This window comes from Pseudomonas sp. ASL8, assembly GCF_056680355.1.
In genome coordinates, this window is sequence record NZ_CM155278.1 from 4,326,327 (window position 1) to 4,344,886 (window position 18,560).

The window sequence follows — 18,560 nt, forward strand, 5'->3', positions numbered from 1 at the left end:
GAATTTTATGCAGATCCAAGACAAGGTGTTTCTGGTCAGTGGCGGCGCCTCTGGCCTCGGTGCAGCCACCGCGCAGATGCTGGTCGCGGCGGGTGCGAAGGTCATGTTGGTGGACATGAATGCAGAGGCCGTGGCTGCTCAGGCTGAAAAACTCGGCGCGCAGGCGCGTTGGTCAGTCGCCGATGTCAGCCAGGAAGCCCCTGCACAAGCTGCCGTTGATGCGGCGGTTGAAGCTTTTGGCGGGCTGCACGGGCTGGTCAATTGCGCCGGCGTGGTCGGCGCTGAAAAAATCCTTGGCAAAAATGGCCCGCACGGGCTGGACAGCTTCAGCCGGGTGATCGGCGTCAACTTGATCGGCAGCTTCAACCTGCTGCGCTTGGCGGCGGCGGCCATCGCTGAGACTGAAGCGGGTGAGGGTGGCGAGCGCGGTGTAATCATTAATACCGCGTCGGCGGCCGCCTACGACGGGCAGATTGGTCAGGCCGCTTATGCCGCGTCCAAGGGCGCCATCGTCAGCCTGACCTTGCCTGCCGCCCGTGAACTGGCGCGCTTCGGCATCCGCGTGATGACCATCGCCCCCGGTATTTTCGAAACGCCGATGATGGCTGGTATGACCCCGCAAGTGCGTGATTCCCTGGCGGCGGGCGTACCGTTTCCACCGCGTTTGGGCAAGCCCGAAGAGTTCGCTGCGCTGGTTCGGCATATTATTGAAAACAGCATGCTCAATGGCGAGGTGATCCGTCTCGACGGTGCCTTGCGTATGGCAGCCAAGTAGCTGAGGAGCTAGTTATGACCCTTCAAGATCCAATTGTTATCGTCAGTGCCGTGCGCACCCCAATGGGTGCCTTTCAGGGCGATTTCAAAGGCCTGACCGCGCCACAATTGGGCGCGGCAGCCATTCGTGCCGCCGTTGAGCGCGCCGCCGTTGCACCGCAGGATGTGGAAGAAGTGCTGTTTGGCTGTGTGCTCTCGGCAGGGCTGGGGCAGGCGCCTGCCCGGCAAGCGGCACTGGGTGCGGGGCTGAGTAAGTCGACCCTGTGCACCACGCTGAACAAAATGTGCGGTTCGGGCATGCAGGCGACGATTCTGGCCCATGACCTGCTGCTCGCTGGCAGCGCGAAAGTCGTGGTCGCTGGCGGCATGGAAAGCATGTCCAACTCACCGTATCTGCTGGACCGGGCGCGCAGCGGCTATCGCATGGGGCATGGCCGGGTGATCGACCACATGTTCCTTGATGGCCTCGAAGATGCCTACGACAAGGGCCGGCTAATGGGCACTTTCGCCGAGGACTGCGCCGAAACCAATAGCTTTAGCCGTGAAGCGCAGGACGACTTTGCCATTAATTCCCTGACGCGGGCGCAACACGCGATCAGCAGTGGCAGTTTTGCGGCCGAAATCGTCCCGGTGCAGGTCACAGTGGGCAAGGAGCAACGCCTGATCAGCGACGATGAACAGCCGCCCAAGGCTCGGTTGGACAAGATTCCTACCCTGAAACCGGCATTCCGCGAAGGCGGCACGGTGACGGCGGCCAACTCCAGCTCGATCTCCGACGGTGCTGCGGCGCTGATGCTGATGCGTCAATCAGAAGCACTGGCACGTGGGCTCAAGCCGCTGGCGGTGATCCGTGGCCATGCAGCTTTCGCTGACGAGCCTGGGTTGTTCCCGACCGCGCCAGTGGGCGCGATCAAAAAACTGATGGGCAAGACCGGTTGGTCGCTGGACGAAGTGGACCTGTTCGAAGTCAATGAAGCGTTCGCGGTGGTCGCGCTGGTGACCATGAGCAAGCTGGAACTGCCCCACAGCAAGGTCAACATCCATGGCGGCGCCTGCGCCCTGGGTCATCCGATTGGCGCCTCGGGTGCACGGATTCTGGTCACGCTGCTGTCGGCCCTGCGTCAAAAAGGCCTGCACCGTGGCGTAGCCGCCGTGTGCATTGGCGGCGGCGAAGCGACAGCCATTGCGGTCGAATGCCTGTACTGAGATGGTTCACGAGGAAAAGTCATGCTACCCACAGAAGAACAACAGCAGATCAGTGACGCGGCCCGTCAGTTCGCCCAAGAGCGGCTCAGACCGTTTGCCGCGCAATGGGATCGCGACCATTCGTTTCCGCGCCAGGCCATCGGCGAGATGGCTGAACTGGGCTTCTTCGGCATGCTGGTGCCTGAGCAATGGGGTGGCTGCGATACGGGTTATCTGGCTTACGCCATGGCTCTGGAAGAGATCGCGGCTGGCGATGGCGCCTGCTCGACCATCATGAGCGTGCACAATTCGGTGGGTTGTGTGCCGATTCTCAAATTCGGCAACGATCAGCAGAAAGAGCGCTTTCTTCGACCCCTGGCCAGCGGCGCCATGCTTGGGGCCTTTGCCCTGACTGAGCCTCAGGCCGGTTCCGACGCCAGCAGCCTGCGCACCCGCGCCCGTCGTGAAGGCGATCATTACGTGCTCAACGGCTGCAAGCAGTTCATCACCTCCGGGCAAAACGCGGGGGTGGTGATCGTGTTCGCCGTGACCGACCCCAGTGCGGGGAAACGTGGGATCAGCGCCTTTATCGTGCCGACCGACTCGCCCGGTTATAAAGTTGCGCGGGTCGAGGACAAGCTCGGCCAGCACGCCTCCGACACCTGCCAGATTCTGTTTGAAGACGTTAAAGTCCCGGTCGAACAGCGTTTGGGCGAAGAAGGTGAGGGCTACAAAATCGCGTTGGCCAACCTCGAGGGCGGGCGTGTCGGCATTGCATCGCAATCGGTCGGCATGGCTCGTGCGGCATTTGAAGTCGCGCGTGATTACGCCAAGGAGCGTGAAAGTTTTGGCAAGTCACTGATCGAGCACCAGGCCGTGGCGTTCCGGCTGGCTGACATGGCGACCTCAATCGCGGTTGCGCGGCAAATGGTGCATTACGCAGCGGCCCTGCGTGACAGTGGTAAACCGGCGCTGGTTGAGGCCTCTATGGCCAAACTGTTCGCCTCGGAAATGGCCGAAAAAGTGTGCTCTAGCGCGCTGCAAACACTGGGTGGTTATGGTTACCTCAGTGATTTCCCGCTGGAACGTATTTACCGCGACGTCCGTGTCTGTCAGATTTATGAAGGCACCAGTGATATTCAGAGAATGGTTATCTCTAGAAGTCTTTAGTGTTATTTATCATGAGGTTGTATTCGAATATTGATGTGTTTTGTTTGATTTGACGTTTTCTGTTATTTATAAAATTAAGGATATATATCAATGGGTTATGAAACTATTTTAATGGAGATCCGAGGTCGCGTCGGATTGATTACCCTGAACCGTCCGCAGGCGCTGAATGCCCTTAATGCGCAGTTGGTCAGTGAATTGAACCAGGCGCTGGACGTGTTGGACGCCAATCGCGATATCGGCTGTATTGTGCTGACAGGCTCGAAAAAAGCCTTCGCCGCTGGCGCTGATATCAAGGAAATGGTTGAGCTGACCTATCCACAGATTTACCTGGATGACCTGTTTTCGGACAGCGACCGCGTCGCCAGTCGACGTAAACCGATGATTGCGGCCGTAGCCGGTTTCGCGTTGGGCGGCGGCTGCGAGCTGGCGCTGATGTGCGATTTCATTTTGGCGGGCGATAACGCGAAATTCGGCCAGCCGGAGATTAAGTTGGGTGTTCTGCCGGGCATGGGCGGGACTCAACGTCTGACGCGCGCCGTGGGCAAGGCCAAGGCGATGGAGATGTGCCTCAGCGGGCGACTGATCGATGCCGTGGAAGCCGAGCGCTCGGGACTGGTAGCGCGAGTACTGCCGGTCGATGATCTGCTGGACGAAGCGCTGAAAGTGGCCGCTGAAATCGCCGCCAAATCCTTGCCTGTGGCAATGATGGTCAAGGAAAGCGTCAATCGGGCCTTTGAAGTCAGTCTGTCTGAAGGCATCCGTTTCGAGCGCCGGGTATTCCATGCGGCCTTCGCCACACAGGATCAGAAAGAAGGCATGGCGGCGTTCATTGAAAAACGTGAGCCTCTGTTCAAGGGTCGTTAATCGCCCTTTGTGCGGCTAAGGCCGGCTCACCCATTGGAACAGTGCGCTCAAATCGGCGGGTGCAGATGCCGGCGAGGGTGGCGCAGGCTCCGCAGTGGCCGTGGGGCTGCTGAACGCTAGAAGCTGTTGCGATGTCCAGTTTTGCTGGAAGTACTGCGACAGCGGCTGGCAGGAGCCGGGGTGCACCAGACACAGTCGTTGCGGGGTTTTTCGGTACTCCGCAGCCAACTGCTGAAGCTGTTCCTGGTCCAGGCCTAGAAATCCTTGGTGATCGGTCTTGCCGTCGAATAGAAAATGCTGCGGCTCCAGGCGTGCCAGATTCTTCAGGCTGGGTGCGTCCATGCGCACGATGTACCAGATACGATGCGCCAAGGGCTGCCCAAGCAGGCCGGGTTCTTCGGTCAGACGCAGGTCGATGCCAGACAGTGAAGGTTGTCCGTAGGGCGACCGATCTTCGCGACACACAGCGGTGCCTGGGATCGGAGCGTCCTGAAACCGTTCAATGGCTTGATCCGAGCCCTTGGAGAGGCTTTGTGGGCCTGTTACCTGGATACTCTCACGTCGCAGCTCAATACGGGTGTGGAGTGTGTTCAGCGTCAGCGAATGACCGGCATCCGCGTGTAGTGCTTGGCCAGCACTTAAATGAATGCGCTCGGACACGGGTTCCAGAGGGCGACCGTCAACTCGGATCCGTGTTGGCTGCGCCTTCGTATCGGTGACTTCAATCGGGTTACCGCAGACCACTGGCCGATCCGGGTCATTGTCGAAATAACGCACTCGCATGTGCGAACCCCCGGTTAATTCGGGCGCGTTGCTGTCATTCGGTTTGCCTTGACTGGCCAGCGGTACCCAGCAGTTGACGTCTGCATGCCAGTGAAACCTGACCTGAATCTGGCCGTGTTCATCGCGCTGAACAGGGTGCTCATCGACGCCGACCAATGTGACCGTCTGACCATCAGGAATCTGCGGTTTGCAGTGTTTGAGCTGCGGCCGAAAAGGCTGGGTCCACGGGATAGCCCGAAAATGGGTGCGATAGCCTTGATTGAAGGGTGCGATCCCTGTGCCCGGCATAACCCCGGGAGGATGATCCGTGGATTCCCACCATTTTCTGCCACGAGGTGGATCATGATCGAATATCGCAGCGATATCGAGCGGGTCGAAGCCGTTCAGCAACTGCAGTTGTTTGCCTGCATGGTGGACTTCAGTCAGTAGCCACTGATCATTGAACAGGTTGTCGGGATGACCAAACACTTGCTGAATCCGGCCACTGACCGGCGCGGGCTGATTGCTGTGACCGTGTACCAGGCGTCTCTCGCAACGCAAACGCTCCAGTGTGCGCTCGCTCAGTTGCCTTGTTCGGGCGTCTTCAGGGGTCGACTGATCGACACGGCGAAAGGATTCGCAAGGCTGATTGACGGCAGGGTCACTGGCTGGCGCATAACGGATGTTGTCCCCGGTCATTATTGAGGGTTGATCGATGGGGGCCGGGCCCTGGCTGCTGTAGCTGGGCGGAATGGAAAAACGTTTGGCCATATGGCTTATCGTCGCCGGGGATGCAGCGCGGCCATCGTTCATATGGAACCGGATCGGCGTTGGCTGCTCGGGAAAGCTGCCCGGATCATCGGCAAAAATCAGTACGTGGCCGTTGTGGCGGTGTTCGAAGTGGTAGTGGATGCCTTCTTCTTCGCACAGGCGTTGCAGCAGATGCAGATCGCTTTCGTCGTATTGAACACACATTGACCGTGGCGGATACAGCCCGACCATCTGCTCGAAACGGTAGCTGTCATCGTCGATACCATGTTCTTCAAGGAGTTGAGCGATGATCTGCGGCACGCTCAATGCCTGAAAAATCCGTCGATGACTGCGCTGCTGCAGCACGTGCATCCTGGGCGCCAGATGAATGCGGTAATGGCTCAAGCTGGTACCCGCATAGAGCAGGCAGGCGCCAGCGATCAGCCCATGAATACCTTTGTTGTCCACGCTATTGTTTAGTGCGTCGAAGGACAGATAGGCGCTGCGCGAGAGCAGGGGGCCGAAGTCCAGGTGCGGGTTTGGGCTGATCAGGTCAATGTCGAAACGATAGGGTTCATTCAAGGCTTCGTGGCCCTTGAAGCTGATGACCTGTAGCGCCAACTCGCAATGGGCGATGGTCAGGGTCGTCAGCGTTCTATTGTCTCGGCTCATCCGCGCATCCTCGGTCTTAAAGCATCAAGGGTGCAGAGGGTACGGAATGCCAGTGACGAAAGTCATCGTTAAGCCATTTTTCGGAAAAGGACTACAACTCAGGTATTGGTGTTGCAGGCGCAAGCCAGGGTTTTCCTGTCCGGGATCAACCTCGTTCGATCAATGGCTTGATAGCAGGGGGTTTCATCTGGCGTTATCGCGTATAAAATACCCTTCATTTTCAGCGTTATGCCGCCTCAGCTGTCAGCTGCCTGCTGACAGAGAGGGGCAGTTAACAGTCACGGATCAAGAGAACAAGCATGGGCGCACAGTGGAAGGTCAAGCATAAAGAAGCAGCATCCAACGCTAAAGGGCGGATTTTTGGCAAGCTGTCCAAGGAAATCATGATCGCTGCGCGTGCTGGCGCTGATCCTGACATGAACCCGCGTCTGCGACTGGTTGTCGAGCAGGCGAAAAAGGCCTCGATGCCTCGCGAAACCCTCGAGCGCGCTATCAAAAAAGGCGCTGGCTTGCTGGGTGAGGGCGTGACGTTCGAGCGTCTGACCTACGAAGGTTTTGCGCCGCACCGTGTCCCGGTGATCATCGAGTGCCTGACCGACAACATCAACCGTACCGTCTCGGAAATCCGTGTGTTGTTCCGCAAAGGGCAACTGGGGGCCGCCGGTTCTGTTTCCTGGGACTTCAATCATCAGGGCCTGATCGAGGCCGTTCCCGCCACACCGGACGCGGATGCTGAATTAGCGGCCATCGAGGCGGGTGCTCAGGATTTCGAACCCGGAGAAGACGGCGCCACCCTGTTCCTCACCGAGTTGACCGATCTGGATGCCGTTTGCAAGGCACTGCCTGAGTTCGGCTTTATCGTGCAGTCCGCACAGCTGGGTTATCGCCCAAAAAGCACCGTTGATGGCCTGAGCGACGAGCAAATGGCTGAAGTCGAAGCGTTTCTTGAAGCCATCGATGGCCATGACGATGTGCAGAATGTGTATGTAGGGTTGGCAGGCTAACCCGTTGAATCGGTTTGCCTGATACACCCCTCTTCAGGCAAGCCTGCTCCCGGCACAGTGGGGAGCAAGCTTGCCTGTATCTGCCGCCCTGTGTTCAGCGCGAGGCCGGTTTCTGAATCTCCGCGTGTGCCATCAGCTCCTGATTGATAAACGTGCTAATCATCGCCCTATAGACTTGCTCTGTCACTGCCGGGTTGGCGCCCAGCTCCATGGATAATGAAACCACCTTGGCAATGACCTGCTCGACCCTTTGTGGGGCTTTTACGTCATCGGTGGTTTTTTTGAAATGGGCCGCCTGTTCTACGTAGGCGCCGCGCTTGGCCAAGAGCGTGACGATGTCGCGATCAATCTGATCGATATTTTCGCGGACCTGATCGATGCTCTTGCAGTCGACAATCCGGTTGGTGGCTTGCTCATTCATGCTAATTGATCTCGATAAGGTAGATCCGGGCCGACCTTTGTGCAGGTCAGCGCCGCGGCCGCGACGGCGAAGTTAAGCATTGCGTCGATAAGCGCTCTGGACAGCTGTTTCAATCCGCGTGGGCTATCAAGTTGCCGTTCGCTGAGAAAGGTAATCAGTGCGGCCTGGAACGTGTCGCCTGCGCCCACGGTATCGGCAGTGATGATTTCATGGGCGGGTACCGACCAGTTTCCATGCTGGCGAGTGAAGACGCTGGCGCCTTTGCTGCCTCGGGTGAGGAAGACCAGTTGGCAGCGTTTGTTCAACCAGCTCTGGGCAATGCTGTGTGGGTCGCGATCCGGGTACAGCAGGTTCAGGTCTTCATCGCTGACCTTGATGATGTGGGCATGCTCGGCAAAGGCGTCGATCTGTTCTCGCCAACGTTCGATATCGGGCTCCGGATTGAGGCGTACGTTGGGGTCGAGTGTGATCAGACGCTGGTCGCTTTCACGTTCGATCAGCGCCAACAGCGTGTCGGCAATGGGTTGCACCACCAGCGAGAATGAACCGATGTGAATACCGCGCACGCGCTCATCCAGCGTTGGTAGGTGCTGAACCTGCAATTGCCGGTCCGCGCACCCTTCACCGCGAAAGCTGTAGTGCGGCGAGCCGTCGGCCCCCACAGCGACCATCGCCAAGGTGGTTGGCGCGTCGAAGTCGATCAGGTAATCAGGCTGCACACCTTCCTCGTCGAGCACCGTGCGCAGACGACGGCCCAGATAATCGGTGGAAATCCCTGCAAAAAAAGCCGCATCAACGCCCAGGCGGCGCAGGCCCACCGCGACGTTGAACGGCGAGCCACCCGCAATGGCCTGAAAGCCCACTTTGTTGCTCTGCCCGTTGTTGTCTGGCTGACTGAAAAAATCGAACAGCGCTTCGCCACAGACTAAAAACATAGTTACTCCACGGCCTTAAAGTGCCCGTAAATAATGACGATAGCGGTCGTAGACCTGCTGATAAGCAATGACATTCTCGGGGATTGGTCGGGTTTCGCTGCTGGCGTCGAGGCTCACGCAGCGCTGACACAATGCCTGCAAGCTCTGACTTTGTCCGTTTTCTGCGGACCAGCACCATGCGGCCTGAATAGCCGCGCCGAGTGCGGCGGCTTCACTGTGTGCGGTGCAGATGACCGGGGTGTCCATGACATTCGCGACGATTTGCCGCCAGATCGCGCTTTTAGCGCCGCCGCCGATCAAGCGGACCGTCTCACTCTTGATGCCATTGGCACGCAGCAGGTCCAGGCCGTAGCGCAAACCAAAGGTGGTGCCTTCGATCACTGCACGGCACAGGTTGGCCTGGCTCAGGTTGGTGCTGTTAAGCCCCAGAATACTGCCGGTGGCGTGAGGCAGGGCGGGTACACGTTCGCCATTGAGGAAGGGCAGCATCAGCACGCCTTCGGCACCGATCGGCGCCTGGGCTATCGCGCGGTTGAAGCTGTCGATGTCCAAGGCAAACAGTTCGCGTATGGCGCTGGTGGCATTGGTCAGGTTCATGGTGCAAATCAACGGCAGCCACCCCCCCGAGGAAGAACAGAAGGTCGCCACCGAGGCTTGGTCGCTGACCTGTGGCTGGTCCGCGTAGGCGTAGACAGTGCCCGAGGAACCCAGGCTCATGGTGATCGAGCCGGGTTGGATATTGCCGGTGCCGATGGCGCCCATCATGTTATCGCCACCACCACTGGCGACAATAGCGTCCGGATTTAGCCCCAGTAGCTGGGCGATCTGTGGACGAATCGTGCCCACGGCCTGCTGTGCGTCGATCAGCGTAGGCAAGGCGCGGCTCAAGCGGCCACTGGGGTCGATATGCTCAAGTAGTGCCACGTCCCAACTACGCGTGCGTACGTTGAAATAGCCGGTGCCGGAGGCGTCGCCGAATTCGCTGCAACAGCGTCCGGTCAGCCAGTAGTTGAGGTAGTCGTGAGGCAGCAAAATCTTGTCGATGCGTGCGAAAAGCTCAGGATGGTGCTCCAGGGTCCACAGCAGCTTTGAGACCGTGTAACCCGGTGCGATGGCAACACCGAGACGCGCGAGAGAGCCGGCTTCGCCGCCGAGATAGTCCAGTAATCGGTTGTTTTCCGGGGTGGATTCGGTGTCGCACCACAGTTTGGCCGGGCGCAACACTTCGCCTTGCTGATCCAGTAGAACCAGGCCGTGTTGCTGTCCGGAAACGCCGATGGCCTGGATCTGCAAGCCGCTGATGCCGGCCTCCGCCAGCGCATCACGGGTGGCCTGCTCGAACGCCGCCAGCCATTGCTGCACATCCTGCTCGCGCCGACCATTGGCAGCGCTGATCAGGCTGTGCGGCGCGGCGCCTTGGCCAAGCACGTTGCCGCTGACTGCATTGAGCACGATGGCCTTGGTGCCCTGGGTGCCGCAATCAATACCGAGAAACATGTTCACCTCAGACGGATTTGGCCAGCAGGTTTTCCAGGGTCTTGCGCACGCCCAGTTCACGCAAGCTGTTGAGGTTATGTTCGAACGCGGCGACAAATTCGGCGGACTGTGGAATCGCCGTGCCAAAGATTTCTACAACCTCCAGCAAACGCTGAGTGATCAAGACATCGTCGGCGACCAACGCCCGGCAGAATTCTGCCCTGGGGTCGGCGATGGGGTACGTGTTGCCGGCTTCATCCACGCCCTTGAGGTATATGGCCCAGGCCGCCACCACCAGAGACGCACGGTCGAGGTTGCCTTTATCAAGAATCAGGCGGTTGATGGTCGGCACGGTGAACTTGGGGAATTTCGACGAGCCGTCGGAGCAGACCCGCGCCAACTGATCGGCAATCGCCTGGTTGGAGAAGCGCTCGATCAATGTGTCCTTGTAGCCTTCCAGGTCGATCCCGGGCACTGAAGACAATTGTGGCGTGACATCCAGGTCCATGTAGGCGCGTACGAATTGCACGTACAACGGGTCGTTCATGGTCTCGTGGACGAAGCGATAGCCCTGCAAAAAGCCCAGATAGGTCAGTGCAAGGTGACTGCCGTTGAGTAACTTGATTTTCATCTCTTCGTAGGGGGTCACGTCGCTGGTGAACTGCACGCCGACCTTTTCCCAGGCCGGGCGGCCGCTCACGAAGTCATCCTCCAGCACCCATTGCACAAACGGTTCGCAGACCACCGGCCAGGCATCATCGACACCGTATTCATCGTGTACCTGGAGTCGCTGAGCGGTGGTGGTCATGGGGGTGATGCGGTCGACCATGGCGTTGGGGAAGCTGACGTTAGCGGCAATCCAGTCGTGCAGATCGGCATCTCGCAGGGCAGCGAAAGCCAGCAACGCCTTGCGTGCGACGGTGCCGTTATGTGGCAGGTTATCGCAAGACATTACGGTAAAGGCGGGAAGGGCGTTCGCGCGGCGTATTGCCAGGGCCGCGCAGAGCAGGCCGAACACGGTTTTCGGCGCAGTCGGGTACGCAAGATCATGTTGAATTTGCGGCAAGTGCGCCATGAATTGACCGTTGCTGTCGTCGATGCAGTAGCCACCTTCGGTGATCGTCAGTGAAACAATCCGAATCTCAGGGCTGGCCAGCTTGTCGATCAGCGGCTGCACGCCGTCTTCAGCCAGCAACATGTTGCTGATGGAACCGATGATCCGGGTTTCGGTGTCGTCGGTATCGCCGAGTTCACAGAGCGTATAGAGGTAGTCTTGCTCGGCGAGGGCGTCACGCACGGCGCGATCTTCCGGACGCAAGCCAATCCCGCAGATACTCCAGTCATGGCCTTCGCCGAGGTTCATCAGTGCGTCGGTGTAGAACGCCTGATGTGCACGGTGAAAGCCGCCAACGCCGATGTGGGCGATCCCCTGACGAGTGTCGGCCGGGCTGTAGAGCGGGCGAGCGACGGTGGCGGGGAGTTGTGAAAGGTTCTGCTTGTTCAGTTTCATGAGGGCGGTCTCGAATGTTTAAGCGGCGGCCTGTAAAGCGCTGGTGATCACCAGGCCCTGAGCGTTGAACAAATGGCAGTGGGTGCTGTCCAGGTGCAGGTTCAGGGTCTCGCCATACTTGCTGGCCAGATCTCCGCGGATACGCAGGGTCAAGGCTTCACCTGATGAGGTGCGCACATGACAATACGTGTCGCTGCCCAGACGCTCGCTGACATCGGCGATTACCTGCATCTGGCAGTCTCCGTCCCTGGCGATGTTCAAGTGTTCCGGGCGAATACCCAAGGTCACGGCGCTACCGACGCTCAGGCTGGCACCGGCCAATGGCAGGTTGATTGTGGCGCCGGCGTCCAGGGTGACTTCGCAGCCATGGCGGTCGACGCGGCTGATGGTGCCCTTGAGAAAGCCCATTTTCGGCGTGCCCAGAAAGCCTGCAACGAACAGGTTGGCTGGATGGTGGTACAGCTCCAGCGGCGAGCCGACTTGTTCAACCTTGCCGCCGTTGAGGACCACGACCTTGTCGGCCAGGGTCATGGCTTCGACCTGATCGTGGGTCACGTAGATCATTGTCGCCTTCAGCTCTTTATGCAGGCGTGACAGCTCCAGACGTGTTTGCACGCGCAACGCTGCGTCGAGGTTGGAGAGGGGTTCATCGAACAGGAATATTTTCGGGTTGCGCACAATTGCCCGGCCGATGGCCACGCGCTGACGTTGACCGCCGGAAAGCTGTTTGGGTTTACGCTCCAGCAGCGGTTCCAGTTGCAGGATGCGCGCCGCTTCGCTGACTTTGCGCTCGATATCGGCTTTATTTCCCCCTGCCAGATCAAGGGCGAACGACATGTTCTTGCGCACGGTCATGTGCGGATACAGGGCATAAGTCTGAAACACCATGGCCAGGTCGCGCTTGGCCGGGCTGACCTGGGTGATGTCTCGCCCATCGAGCTCGATGGTACCGGCGGTGACTTCTTCAAGCCCGGCGATCAGCCGCAATAGCGTGGATTTGCCGCAGCCGGACGGACCGACGAAAACCACGAATTCACGGTCGCGAACGTCCAGATCAATGCCCTTGATGATGGCATGGCCGTCGAAGCCTTTTTGCAAGTTTCTGATACTCAGGTTAGCCATGGTGGCCTCCGTTCTATTCTGTTTTTATTCTAAAAAGGTAGAAAGGCTATTTGACGGCGCCAAAAGACAGGCCGCGTACCAGCTGTTTTTGGCTGATCCAGCCGAAGATCAGAATCGGTGCGCATGCCAGGGTCGAGACTGCCGAGAGCTTGGCCCAGAACAAGCCTTCGGGGCTTGAGTAGGAGGCGATCAGGGCCGTCAATGGCGCGGCATTGGACGAGGTCAGGTTCAGCGACCAGAACGCCTCGTTCCAGCACAGGATCAATGACAGCAGGGCTGTAGACGCCAGGCCACCTTTGCAGATGGGTACCAGCACCCGGAAGATTTCTTGCAAGGTCGTGGCTCCGTCCAGCCGCGCGGCTTCGAGAATGTCCGGCGGGATATCCTTGAAATAGGTGTAGATCATCCATACGACAATGGGCAGGTTGATTAGGGTGTAAATGATGATCAGGGCGAGTCGCGTGTCCAGCAGGCCGAAGGTTTTAGCCAGCAAGTAGATCGGCATCAGCACGCCCACCGGCGGTAGCATCTTGGTCGAGAGCATCCACAATAAGGTGCCTTTGGTGCGCTTGGTCTCAAAGAAGGCCATGGAATAGGCCGCCGGTATGGCGATCAGCATGCACAGGGCCGTGGCGCTGAAGGAGATGAGCACCGAATTCCAGGCGAAGTGAAAATAGTCACTGCGCTCCTGGATGTGCAGGTAATTCTCCAGCGTCGGGGTGAAAATGAACTGCGGTGGCGTGGCGAAAGCGTCGATTTCGGTCTTGAAACTGGTCAACACCATCCAGAAAATCGGGAAGAACACCAGCGCCGCTATGGCCCATGACAGGGTGCCGAGCACCAGGCTCTGGACGCGGCGGGATTGTTTGAGCGTCATCATGGCAAGGCCCTCATGACTTATCGGTGAGGTTTTTGCCAATCATCCGAATCAGGATGATCGCGGCAATGTTGGCGATAACCACGGCAATCAAACCGCCAGCCGACGCCATGCCGACATCGAACTGCAGCAAAGCCTGGTTGTAGATCAGGTATGCCAGGTTGGTCGAGGCATAGCCCGGACCGCCGTTGGTGGTGGTGAAAATCTCGGCGAACACCGACAACAGAAAAATCGTTTCGATCATGATCACCACGGCAATGGGCCGTGCCAGATGGGGCAGTGTCAGGTACCAGAAAATTGCCAAGGGACCGGCGCCGTCCAGACGCGCGGCTTCTTTTTGCTCCTGATCCAGCGACTGCATGGCGGTCATCAGGATCAGGATGGCAAAGGGCAGCCATTGCCAGGACACGATAATGATGATCGACAGCAGCGGAAAGTGGGCAAGCCAGTCCACCGGCTGCGCACCGAAGAACTTCCATATGGCAGCCAGAATCCCCGAGACAGGATGGAAAATCAGATTCTTCCAGATCAGTGCACTGACCGTCGGCATGACGAAAAACGGCGAAATCAACAACACGCGGACGATACCTCGACCGAAAAATTCGCTGGCTTCCAGCAGCGCTGAAATCAGGACACCGAGAATCACGCTGATTGCCAGCACGCTCCCCACCAGCAGCAAGGTGTTGGTGGCGCCGGGGATGAAGCCGCTGTCGGTAATGAAGTAGGTGAAGTTTTCCAGTCCGACGAATTCGTTCTCGCCGGGATTCAACAGGCTGTAGCGAATCAGCGAGAAGTAGATCGTCATGCCCAGTGGCACAATCATCCACACCAGCAACAGCAGTACGGAAGGGCTGACCAGAAACCAGCCGGGTTTGACCCATCGACGTTTGGCCTGGGGTTGCTGACTGGACGTGTCCAGACGGGGGTTAACGGCTGAGGTATTCATGATGACTCCGAACCTGGACGCAAGCGTGAACACGATGTCGAGGGGCGGAGGGCCTCTCGACACACGCGATAGTCAGAGGACTATTTCTTCGGATAACCCGCTCGTTTCATGTCGCGCTCGGTCGAGTTTTGCGCGGCGGCCAGGGCGGCATCGACTGTCATCGTGCCCACCAGGGCTGCGGAGAATTGCTGGCCGACCGACGTGCCGATGGCCTGGAACTCAGGGATGGTCACCAACTGGATGCCGACATAAGGCACTGGTTTTAGCGTAGGGGTTTTGGGTGTGACTGCCTTCAACGATTCGAGGGTGATTTTGGCGAACGGTGCAGCCGTCATATACGCCTCGTTGTAGGTCGAGGCGCGAGTACCCGGCGGCACGTTGGCTACGCCGTCTTTCTCGGCAACCAGTGCGGCGTACTCTTTGGACGTCGCCCAGGTGCTGAAGGTTTTGGCGTCAGCCTGGTTCTTTGCGCTTGTTGGAATGGCCAGTGCCCAGGAATACAACCAGGCCGAGCCTTTGTCTGTGACCTCATGCGGCGCATAAGTGAAGCCGACATGGTCGGCGACCTTGCTTTGAGTTTTATCGGTCACAAAAGAGCCGGCAACGCTGGCATCGACCCAGATCGCGCATTTGCCGCTGTTGAACAAGGCCAGGTTTTCGTTGAAACCATTGCTCGATGCGCCGGGCGGCCCGGAATTTTTCATGGTTTCGACGTAGAAATTCAGTGCGTTTTTCCACTCGGGTTGATCGAACTGAGGCTTCCATTGCTCATCGAACCAGCGGGCGCCATAGGCATTGGCGACGGTACTGATCAGCGCCATGTTCTCGCCCCAACCGGCCTTGCCGCGCAAGCAGATACCGTATTGCTCCTTGTCGCGATGGGTGAGTTTTTCAGCAAAGCCCGCGATCTCGGTCCAGGTCGGGCGTTCAGGCATCGTCAGGCCTGCTTCCTTGAGCAGATCGGTGCGGTAGTAGGTCATCGAACTTTCGGCATAGAACGGCAGGGCATACAGCTTGCCGTCAACAGACAGGCCATCGCGTACCGAGGGGAACACGTCATCGAGTGCGTAGCTGGCAGGCAGGTCTTTCATCTCTTCCAGCCAGCCTTTCTGACCCCACAACGACGCTTCGTACATGCCGATGGTCAGCACATCGAACTGGCCCCCTTTTGTAGCGATGTCGGTGGTCAGGCGTTGGCGCAGAACGTTTTCTTCCAGCACCACCCAGTTGAGTTTGATGTCAGGGTGCTGTTGTTCGAAGGCTTTGGACAGGCGTTGCATGCGGATCATGTCGCTGTTGTTGACCGTGGCAATGGTCACTGTACCGGCGACGGCCGTGCCGCCAAGTACCAGGCAGGTGCTGGCGAGTAGCGCTTTTACTGAAGCCTTCATCGATCTCTCCTCTCCTGCGCTCCGAGAGCTGCAGAAGGTCAGTTATTGTTTTTGTATCTTCCGGAGGCAAGGAAGACTGTGAACTGATTACAACGGTCTGAGGGAGAGATGACAAATCCTGCACTGCACTCAAACCGATACTTTTTTGCACTCATGGCGCAAGCGGAAATGCACTGAAATATCGCTCCGGCATAGCGTCGGGCGGTTTCAGCGTAGTTGAAGGGGACGAAGGCGGGGTGAATCAGTACAGGTTTTGTTCGGTCAGGCGCTGGACGGCCAAACGACGATAGTGCGATGGCGTCATGCCTTTAAGCTGCTGAAAACGCCGATTAAAATTGGAAATATTATTGAAACCGGACTCGAAACACACATCGGTCACCGGTTTATTGCCATCTGCCAGCAGCTCGCAGGATTTACTGACGCGCAGGCGATTGACGAACTCGACGAAGCAACGGCCAGTCGCCTGCTTGAAGACCCTGGAAAAATACGTCGGTTTCATGCCCAGATACTCCGCGACCTCTTCAAGAGGCAGCTCGCGCGCGTAATGGACGAAGATGTAATCCACGGCGCGGTTGGTGCGGTCGATACTGTGTTCATCGGCCAATTGCGGCAAGGTCGTGCCAGAGAGCAGTTGGACGTCATCACTCGCGGCCAGAAGCTCCAGCAATATGAAAAAATGCCCCAGCCGGCTGATACCCCTGCTGTCGGCGATTTTTTGCATCAGCTTCATCGCCTGACGGATCGTACGTTTGCAGCGAAACTCGATCCCGTATTGCGCGCGCTCCAGCAGCGGGGTCAGGGTTTTGAGTTCGGAAAACACCTGGTTGCCGCTCTCGAACAACTCGTCGGTGAAATTCACCAGCATGTCGCGTTTGGGCACCACTTCGTCTTCGCCTACCTGGCTGATCCAGTTGTGCGGCAGGTTCGGCCCGGTCAAAAACAGGCTTTCAGGGTAGAAGTTACCGATGTAATCGCCGATGAACACCTTGCCCGAACTGGCGACGATCAGGTGCAATTCGTATTCTTTATGAAAATGCCAGCGCACCAAAGGACAGGGAAAACCATGCTCGCGATAAATGATCGACAGGCCGTTATGGTCGTCCATCAGTTCGTAGGAGGGGTCGGTGATTCTTGTTGTTTTGGTCATGGACTGGTCGTCGATGGTGATTCGCTCAGGTCCTAATGTGCACTATTTGGCTGAGCGGTAACATGGACTTAACGAAGGGTCGTATTAAAGGGCACAAAATGAGCAAGACCGTGGTTTTGGATGTGAGCTCATGAAGAACATTCTGCTGATCGGCATCGGTGCGGGTAATCCGGAACACATCACGGTTCAGGCCATCAACGCGCTGAACCGGACGAACGTGTTTTTCATCCTGGACAAAGGTTATGCCAACGACGATTTATTGCGTTTGAGGAAGGAGATTTGCCAGCGCTACATGACGCGAGACGATTATCGCGTGGTACAGGTGCAGGATCCGCAGCGCGAAGACGATCCTCACTCCTATCAGGTGGGCATCGAGCACTGGCATGAGCAGCGCGCCGTATTGTTCGAGCAACTGATTGGCGATGAAGTGGCCGACGGGGAGGTTGGCGCGTTTCTGGTCTGGGGCGATCCGTCGCTGTATGACAGCACCTTGCGGATTCTTGAGCGGGTACTTGAGCGCGGTGCGCAGTCGTTTGAGTATCAGGTCATTCCGGGTATTACCAGCGTTCAGGCGTTGGTCGCCCAGCACCGGATACCATTGAACCGCATTGGCGAGCCAATCCAGATCACCACCGGCCGGCGCCTGGCACAGAGCCCGGAGGGGGATATCGATAACGTCGTGGTGATGCTCGACGCCCATTGCACGTTTGAGACCCTGACCGATACCGATCTTTACATCTATTGGGGCGCGTACCTGGGCACCCCCGATGAAATCCTGATTGCGGGTAAGCTCAAGGACGTCAGCGCTGAAATTCGCCGCGCCCGCGAAGCTGCCAGGCGCGAGAAAGGCTGGATCATGGACACTTATTTGTTGCGTAGACCGCGCTGAGGCCTTCGCAGGATTGCCTGCGAAGGTCTCAATGCCAACTGCAATTGAATTTTACGGATGATCGACTTTACCGCTGGTCGACGTCAGATTGATATTGACCACTGTGTAGCCATCGCTGCCAATTTGGCGGAGCAGGGCCTGGCTATGAAACTGATTAATGCGGCCAGCCACCCGAACATCCAACTCCGCGCCGCGGCTTTCGACTGTTACCTCCGGATCTTTTGTTATCAGAAAGGGTTGTTCATCGGTGAGCATAGAGAGAGTCTCCTCATCTGTGGCCAGGCCTTTACTTAGGTAGTACCTGTAGCTGAACCCCACTGTAGCGCCACCCCCATTTGTACTGACGCCGTAGACAAAAGCATCATCAGGCAATGGGTATTTAAGAAAAACCTTATCCAGCTTGGGAAGGTTCTGGGTGGTGAGCCATGTCCAGCCGTTATAGCCCAATGAAGATAAAAGCAGGCAATAGAGACATAGCCGTTTAGCCAGCATAATGACCTTTCGCCTGCGCATATTCGATGCCTTCTTTAATCCAATATGGGTCATTTTCGTCATCTCCATAAGGCGGATATCCATACCAAACTCCGAACTCAGCCCCCGAAGTTCGCGTTTTAATCCTTTAAATAGAAACGCAGAAATTTTATCAGCCTAATGCCTAGGACAAT

Annotated in this window: 17 protein-coding genes; 6 read left to right on the forward strand and 11 right to left on the reverse strand. The window is 57.7% G+C overall.

The window, feature by feature from the left end:
* The first annotated feature begins 7 nt into the window (after positions 1 to 7).
* The 4 genes from AC1MEA_RS19820 to AC1MEA_RS19835 all read left to right on the forward strand — a co-directional run bounded on the left by AC1MEA_RS19820 (position 8) and on the right by AC1MEA_RS19835 (position 3,993).
* Positions 8 to 775, forward strand: a complete 768-nt coding sequence (locus AC1MEA_RS19820) for an SDR family NAD(P)-dependent oxidoreductase (protein ID WP_219059818.1) — start codon at positions 8 to 10, stop codon at positions 773 to 775.
* Between the two features lie 14 nt (positions 776 to 789).
* Positions 790 to 1,980 (forward strand): acetyl-CoA C-acyltransferase, encoded by a 1,191-nt coding sequence (locus AC1MEA_RS19825; RefSeq protein WP_480417147.1) that lies wholly within the window; start codon positions 790 to 792, stop codon positions 1,978 to 1,980.
* A gap of 21 nt (positions 1,981 to 2,001) precedes the next feature.
* The gene (locus AC1MEA_RS19830) at positions 2,002 to 3,129 is read left to right on the forward strand and encodes an acyl-CoA dehydrogenase (protein WP_219059816.1); all 1,128 of its coding nucleotides are present in this window, start codon (positions 2,002 to 2,004) and stop codon (positions 3,127 to 3,129) included.
* Between the two features lie 90 nt (positions 3,130 to 3,219).
* Positions 3,220 to 3,993 carry an enoyl-CoA hydratase gene (locus AC1MEA_RS19835; RefSeq protein WP_219059815.1) on the forward strand — a complete coding sequence of 258 codons (774 nt, stop codon included), beginning with the start codon at positions 3,220 to 3,222 and terminating at the stop codon, positions 3,991 to 3,993.
* Between the two features lie 15 nt (positions 3,994 to 4,008).
* Here AC1MEA_RS19835 and AC1MEA_RS19840 read toward each other — a convergent pair whose 3' ends face one another.
* On the reverse strand, positions 4,009 to 6,177 hold the full coding sequence (locus AC1MEA_RS19840; protein WP_219059814.1) for a type VI secretion system Vgr family protein: 2,169 nt from the start codon (positions 6,175 to 6,177) through the stop codon (positions 4,009 to 4,011).
* 299 nt (positions 6,178 to 6,476) lie between these two features.
* Here AC1MEA_RS19840 and AC1MEA_RS19845 point away from each other — a divergent pair, with 299 nt between their 5' ends.
* Positions 6,477 to 7,181 carry a YebC/PmpR family DNA-binding transcriptional regulator gene (locus tag AC1MEA_RS19845; RefSeq protein ID WP_219059813.1) on the forward strand — a complete coding sequence of 235 codons (705 nt, stop codon included), beginning with the start codon at positions 6,477 to 6,479 and terminating at the stop codon, positions 7,179 to 7,181.
* A gap of 94 nt (positions 7,182 to 7,275) precedes the next feature.
* Here AC1MEA_RS19845 and AC1MEA_RS19850 read toward each other — a convergent pair whose 3' ends face one another.
* From AC1MEA_RS19850 to AC1MEA_RS19890, 9 genes are all read right to left on the reverse strand, one after another.
* Positions 7,276 to 7,602: a chorismate mutase gene (locus tag AC1MEA_RS19850; protein ID WP_480417148.1), complete on the reverse strand. Its 327-nt coding sequence runs from the start codon at positions 7,600 to 7,602 to the stop codon at positions 7,276 to 7,278.
* Entirely contained in the window at positions 7,599 to 8,537 is a 939-nt protein-coding gene (locus tag AC1MEA_RS19855) for a carbohydrate kinase family protein (RefSeq protein WP_480417149.1), read from the reverse strand. The genes AC1MEA_RS19850 and AC1MEA_RS19855 overlap by 4 nt, the downstream gene beginning before the upstream one ends.
* 15 nt (positions 8,538 to 8,552) lie before the next feature.
* Positions 8,553 to 10,034: a xylulokinase gene (gene xylB, locus AC1MEA_RS19860; RefSeq protein ID WP_480417150.1), complete on the reverse strand. Its 1,482-nt coding sequence runs from the start codon at positions 10,032 to 10,034 to the stop codon at positions 8,553 to 8,555.
* 7 nt (positions 10,035 to 10,041) lie between these two features.
* Entirely contained in the window at positions 10,042 to 11,523 is a 1,482-nt protein-coding gene (locus AC1MEA_RS19865) for a mannitol dehydrogenase family protein (RefSeq protein ID WP_219059809.1), read from the reverse strand.
* A gap of 18 nt (positions 11,524 to 11,541) precedes the next feature.
* Complete coding sequence (locus AC1MEA_RS19870; RefSeq protein WP_219059808.1) at positions 11,542 to 12,645, reverse strand: ABC transporter ATP-binding protein; 1,104 nt, start codon at positions 12,643 to 12,645, stop codon at positions 11,542 to 11,544.
* Positions 12,646 to 12,691: 46 nt separating this feature from the next.
* A complete protein-coding gene (locus tag AC1MEA_RS19875; RefSeq protein WP_219059807.1) occupies positions 12,692 to 13,525 on the reverse strand; it encodes a carbohydrate ABC transporter permease in 834 nt (277 codons plus the stop codon).
* A gap of 10 nt (positions 13,526 to 13,535) precedes the next feature.
* The gene (locus AC1MEA_RS19880) at positions 13,536 to 14,468 is read right to left on the reverse strand and encodes a carbohydrate ABC transporter permease (protein WP_219059806.1); all 933 of its coding nucleotides are present in this window, start codon (positions 14,466 to 14,468) and stop codon (positions 13,536 to 13,538) included.
* Positions 14,469 to 14,548: 80 nt separating this feature from the next.
* The gene (locus AC1MEA_RS19885; protein ID WP_480417151.1) at positions 14,549 to 15,859 is read right to left on the reverse strand and encodes an ABC transporter substrate-binding protein; all 1,311 of its coding nucleotides are present in this window, start codon (positions 15,857 to 15,859) and stop codon (positions 14,549 to 14,551) included.
* Positions 15,860 to 16,100: 241 nt separating this feature from the next.
* Positions 16,101 to 17,006, reverse strand: a complete 906-nt coding sequence (locus AC1MEA_RS19890) for an AraC family transcriptional regulator (RefSeq protein ID WP_480417152.1) — start codon at positions 17,004 to 17,006, stop codon at positions 16,101 to 16,103.
* Between the two features lie 130 nt (positions 17,007 to 17,136).
* Here AC1MEA_RS19890 and cobF point away from each other — a divergent pair, with 130 nt between their 5' ends.
* Positions 17,137 to 17,895, forward strand: coding sequence for a precorrin-6A synthase (deacetylating) (cobF, locus tag AC1MEA_RS19895; protein WP_480417153.1), 759 nt, complete (start codon positions 17,137 to 17,139; stop codon positions 17,893 to 17,895).
* Positions 17,896 to 17,946: 51 nt separating this feature from the next.
* Here the strand turns inward: cobF and AC1MEA_RS19900 are convergent, their stop codons facing one another.
* A complete protein-coding gene (locus tag AC1MEA_RS19900) occupies positions 17,947 to 18,471 on the reverse strand; it encodes a hypothetical protein (RefSeq protein ID WP_480417154.1) in 525 nt (174 codons plus the stop codon).
* Positions 18,472 to 18,560: the final 89 nt, after the last annotated feature.

Excerpts from the sequence above, each read along its gene's own strand:
- AC1MEA_RS19870 (WP_219059808.1), bottom strand. The coding sequence starts at position 12,645 with ATGGCTAACCTGAGTATCAGAAACTTGCAAAAAGGCTTCGACGGCCAT.
- AC1MEA_RS19835 (WP_219059815.1), top strand. The coding sequence starts at position 3,220 with ATGGGTTATGAAACTATTTTAATGGAGATCCGAGGTCGCGTCGGATTG.
- AC1MEA_RS19820 (WP_219059818.1), top strand. The coding sequence starts at position 8 with ATGCAGATCCAAGACAAGGTGTTTCTGGTCAGTGGCGGCGCCTCTGGC.
- xylB (WP_480417150.1), bottom strand. The coding sequence starts at position 10,034 with ATGTTTCTCGGTATTGATTGCGGCACCCAGGGCACCAAGGCCATCGTG.
- AC1MEA_RS19865 (WP_219059809.1), bottom strand. The coding sequence starts at position 11,523 with ATGAAACTGAACAAGCAGAACCTTTCACAACTCCCCGCCACCGTCGCT.
- AC1MEA_RS19840 (WP_219059814.1), bottom strand. The coding sequence starts at position 6,177 with ATGAGCCGAGACAATAGAACGCTGACGACCCTGACCATCGCCCATTGC.
- cobF (WP_480417153.1), top strand. The coding sequence starts at position 17,137 with ATGAAGAACATTCTGCTGATCGGCATCGGTGCGGGTAATCCGGAACAC.
- AC1MEA_RS19875 (WP_219059807.1), bottom strand. The coding sequence starts at position 13,525 with ATGATGACGCTCAAACAATCCCGCCGCGTCCAGAGCCTGGTGCTCGGC.
- AC1MEA_RS19825 (WP_480417147.1), top strand. The coding sequence starts at position 790 with ATGACCCTTCAAGATCCAATTGTTATCGTCAGTGCCGTGCGCACCCCA.
- AC1MEA_RS19830 (WP_219059816.1), top strand. The coding sequence starts at position 2,002 with ATGCTACCCACAGAAGAACAACAGCAGATCAGTGACGCGGCCCGTCAG.
- AC1MEA_RS19885 (WP_480417151.1), bottom strand. The coding sequence starts at position 15,859 with ATGAAGGCTTCAGTAAAAGCGCTACTCGCCAGCACCTGCCTGGTACTT.
- AC1MEA_RS19855 (WP_480417149.1), bottom strand. The coding sequence starts at position 8,537 with ATGTTTTTAGTCTGTGGCGAAGCGCTGTTCGATTTTTTCAGTCAGCCA.
- AC1MEA_RS19900 (WP_480417154.1), bottom strand. The coding sequence starts at position 18,471 with ATGGATATCCGCCTTATGGAGATGACGAAAATGACCCATATTGGATTA.
- AC1MEA_RS19845 (WP_219059813.1), top strand. The coding sequence starts at position 6,477 with ATGGGCGCACAGTGGAAGGTCAAGCATAAAGAAGCAGCATCCAACGCT.
- AC1MEA_RS19890 (WP_480417152.1), bottom strand. The coding sequence starts at position 17,006 with ATGACCAAAACAACAAGAATCACCGACCCCTCCTACGAACTGATGGAC.
- AC1MEA_RS19880 (WP_219059806.1), bottom strand. The coding sequence starts at position 14,468 with ATGAATACCTCAGCCGTTAACCCCCGTCTGGACACGTCCAGTCAGCAA.
- AC1MEA_RS19850 (WP_480417148.1), bottom strand. The coding sequence starts at position 7,602 with ATGAATGAGCAAGCCACCAACCGGATTGTCGACTGCAAGAGCATCGAT.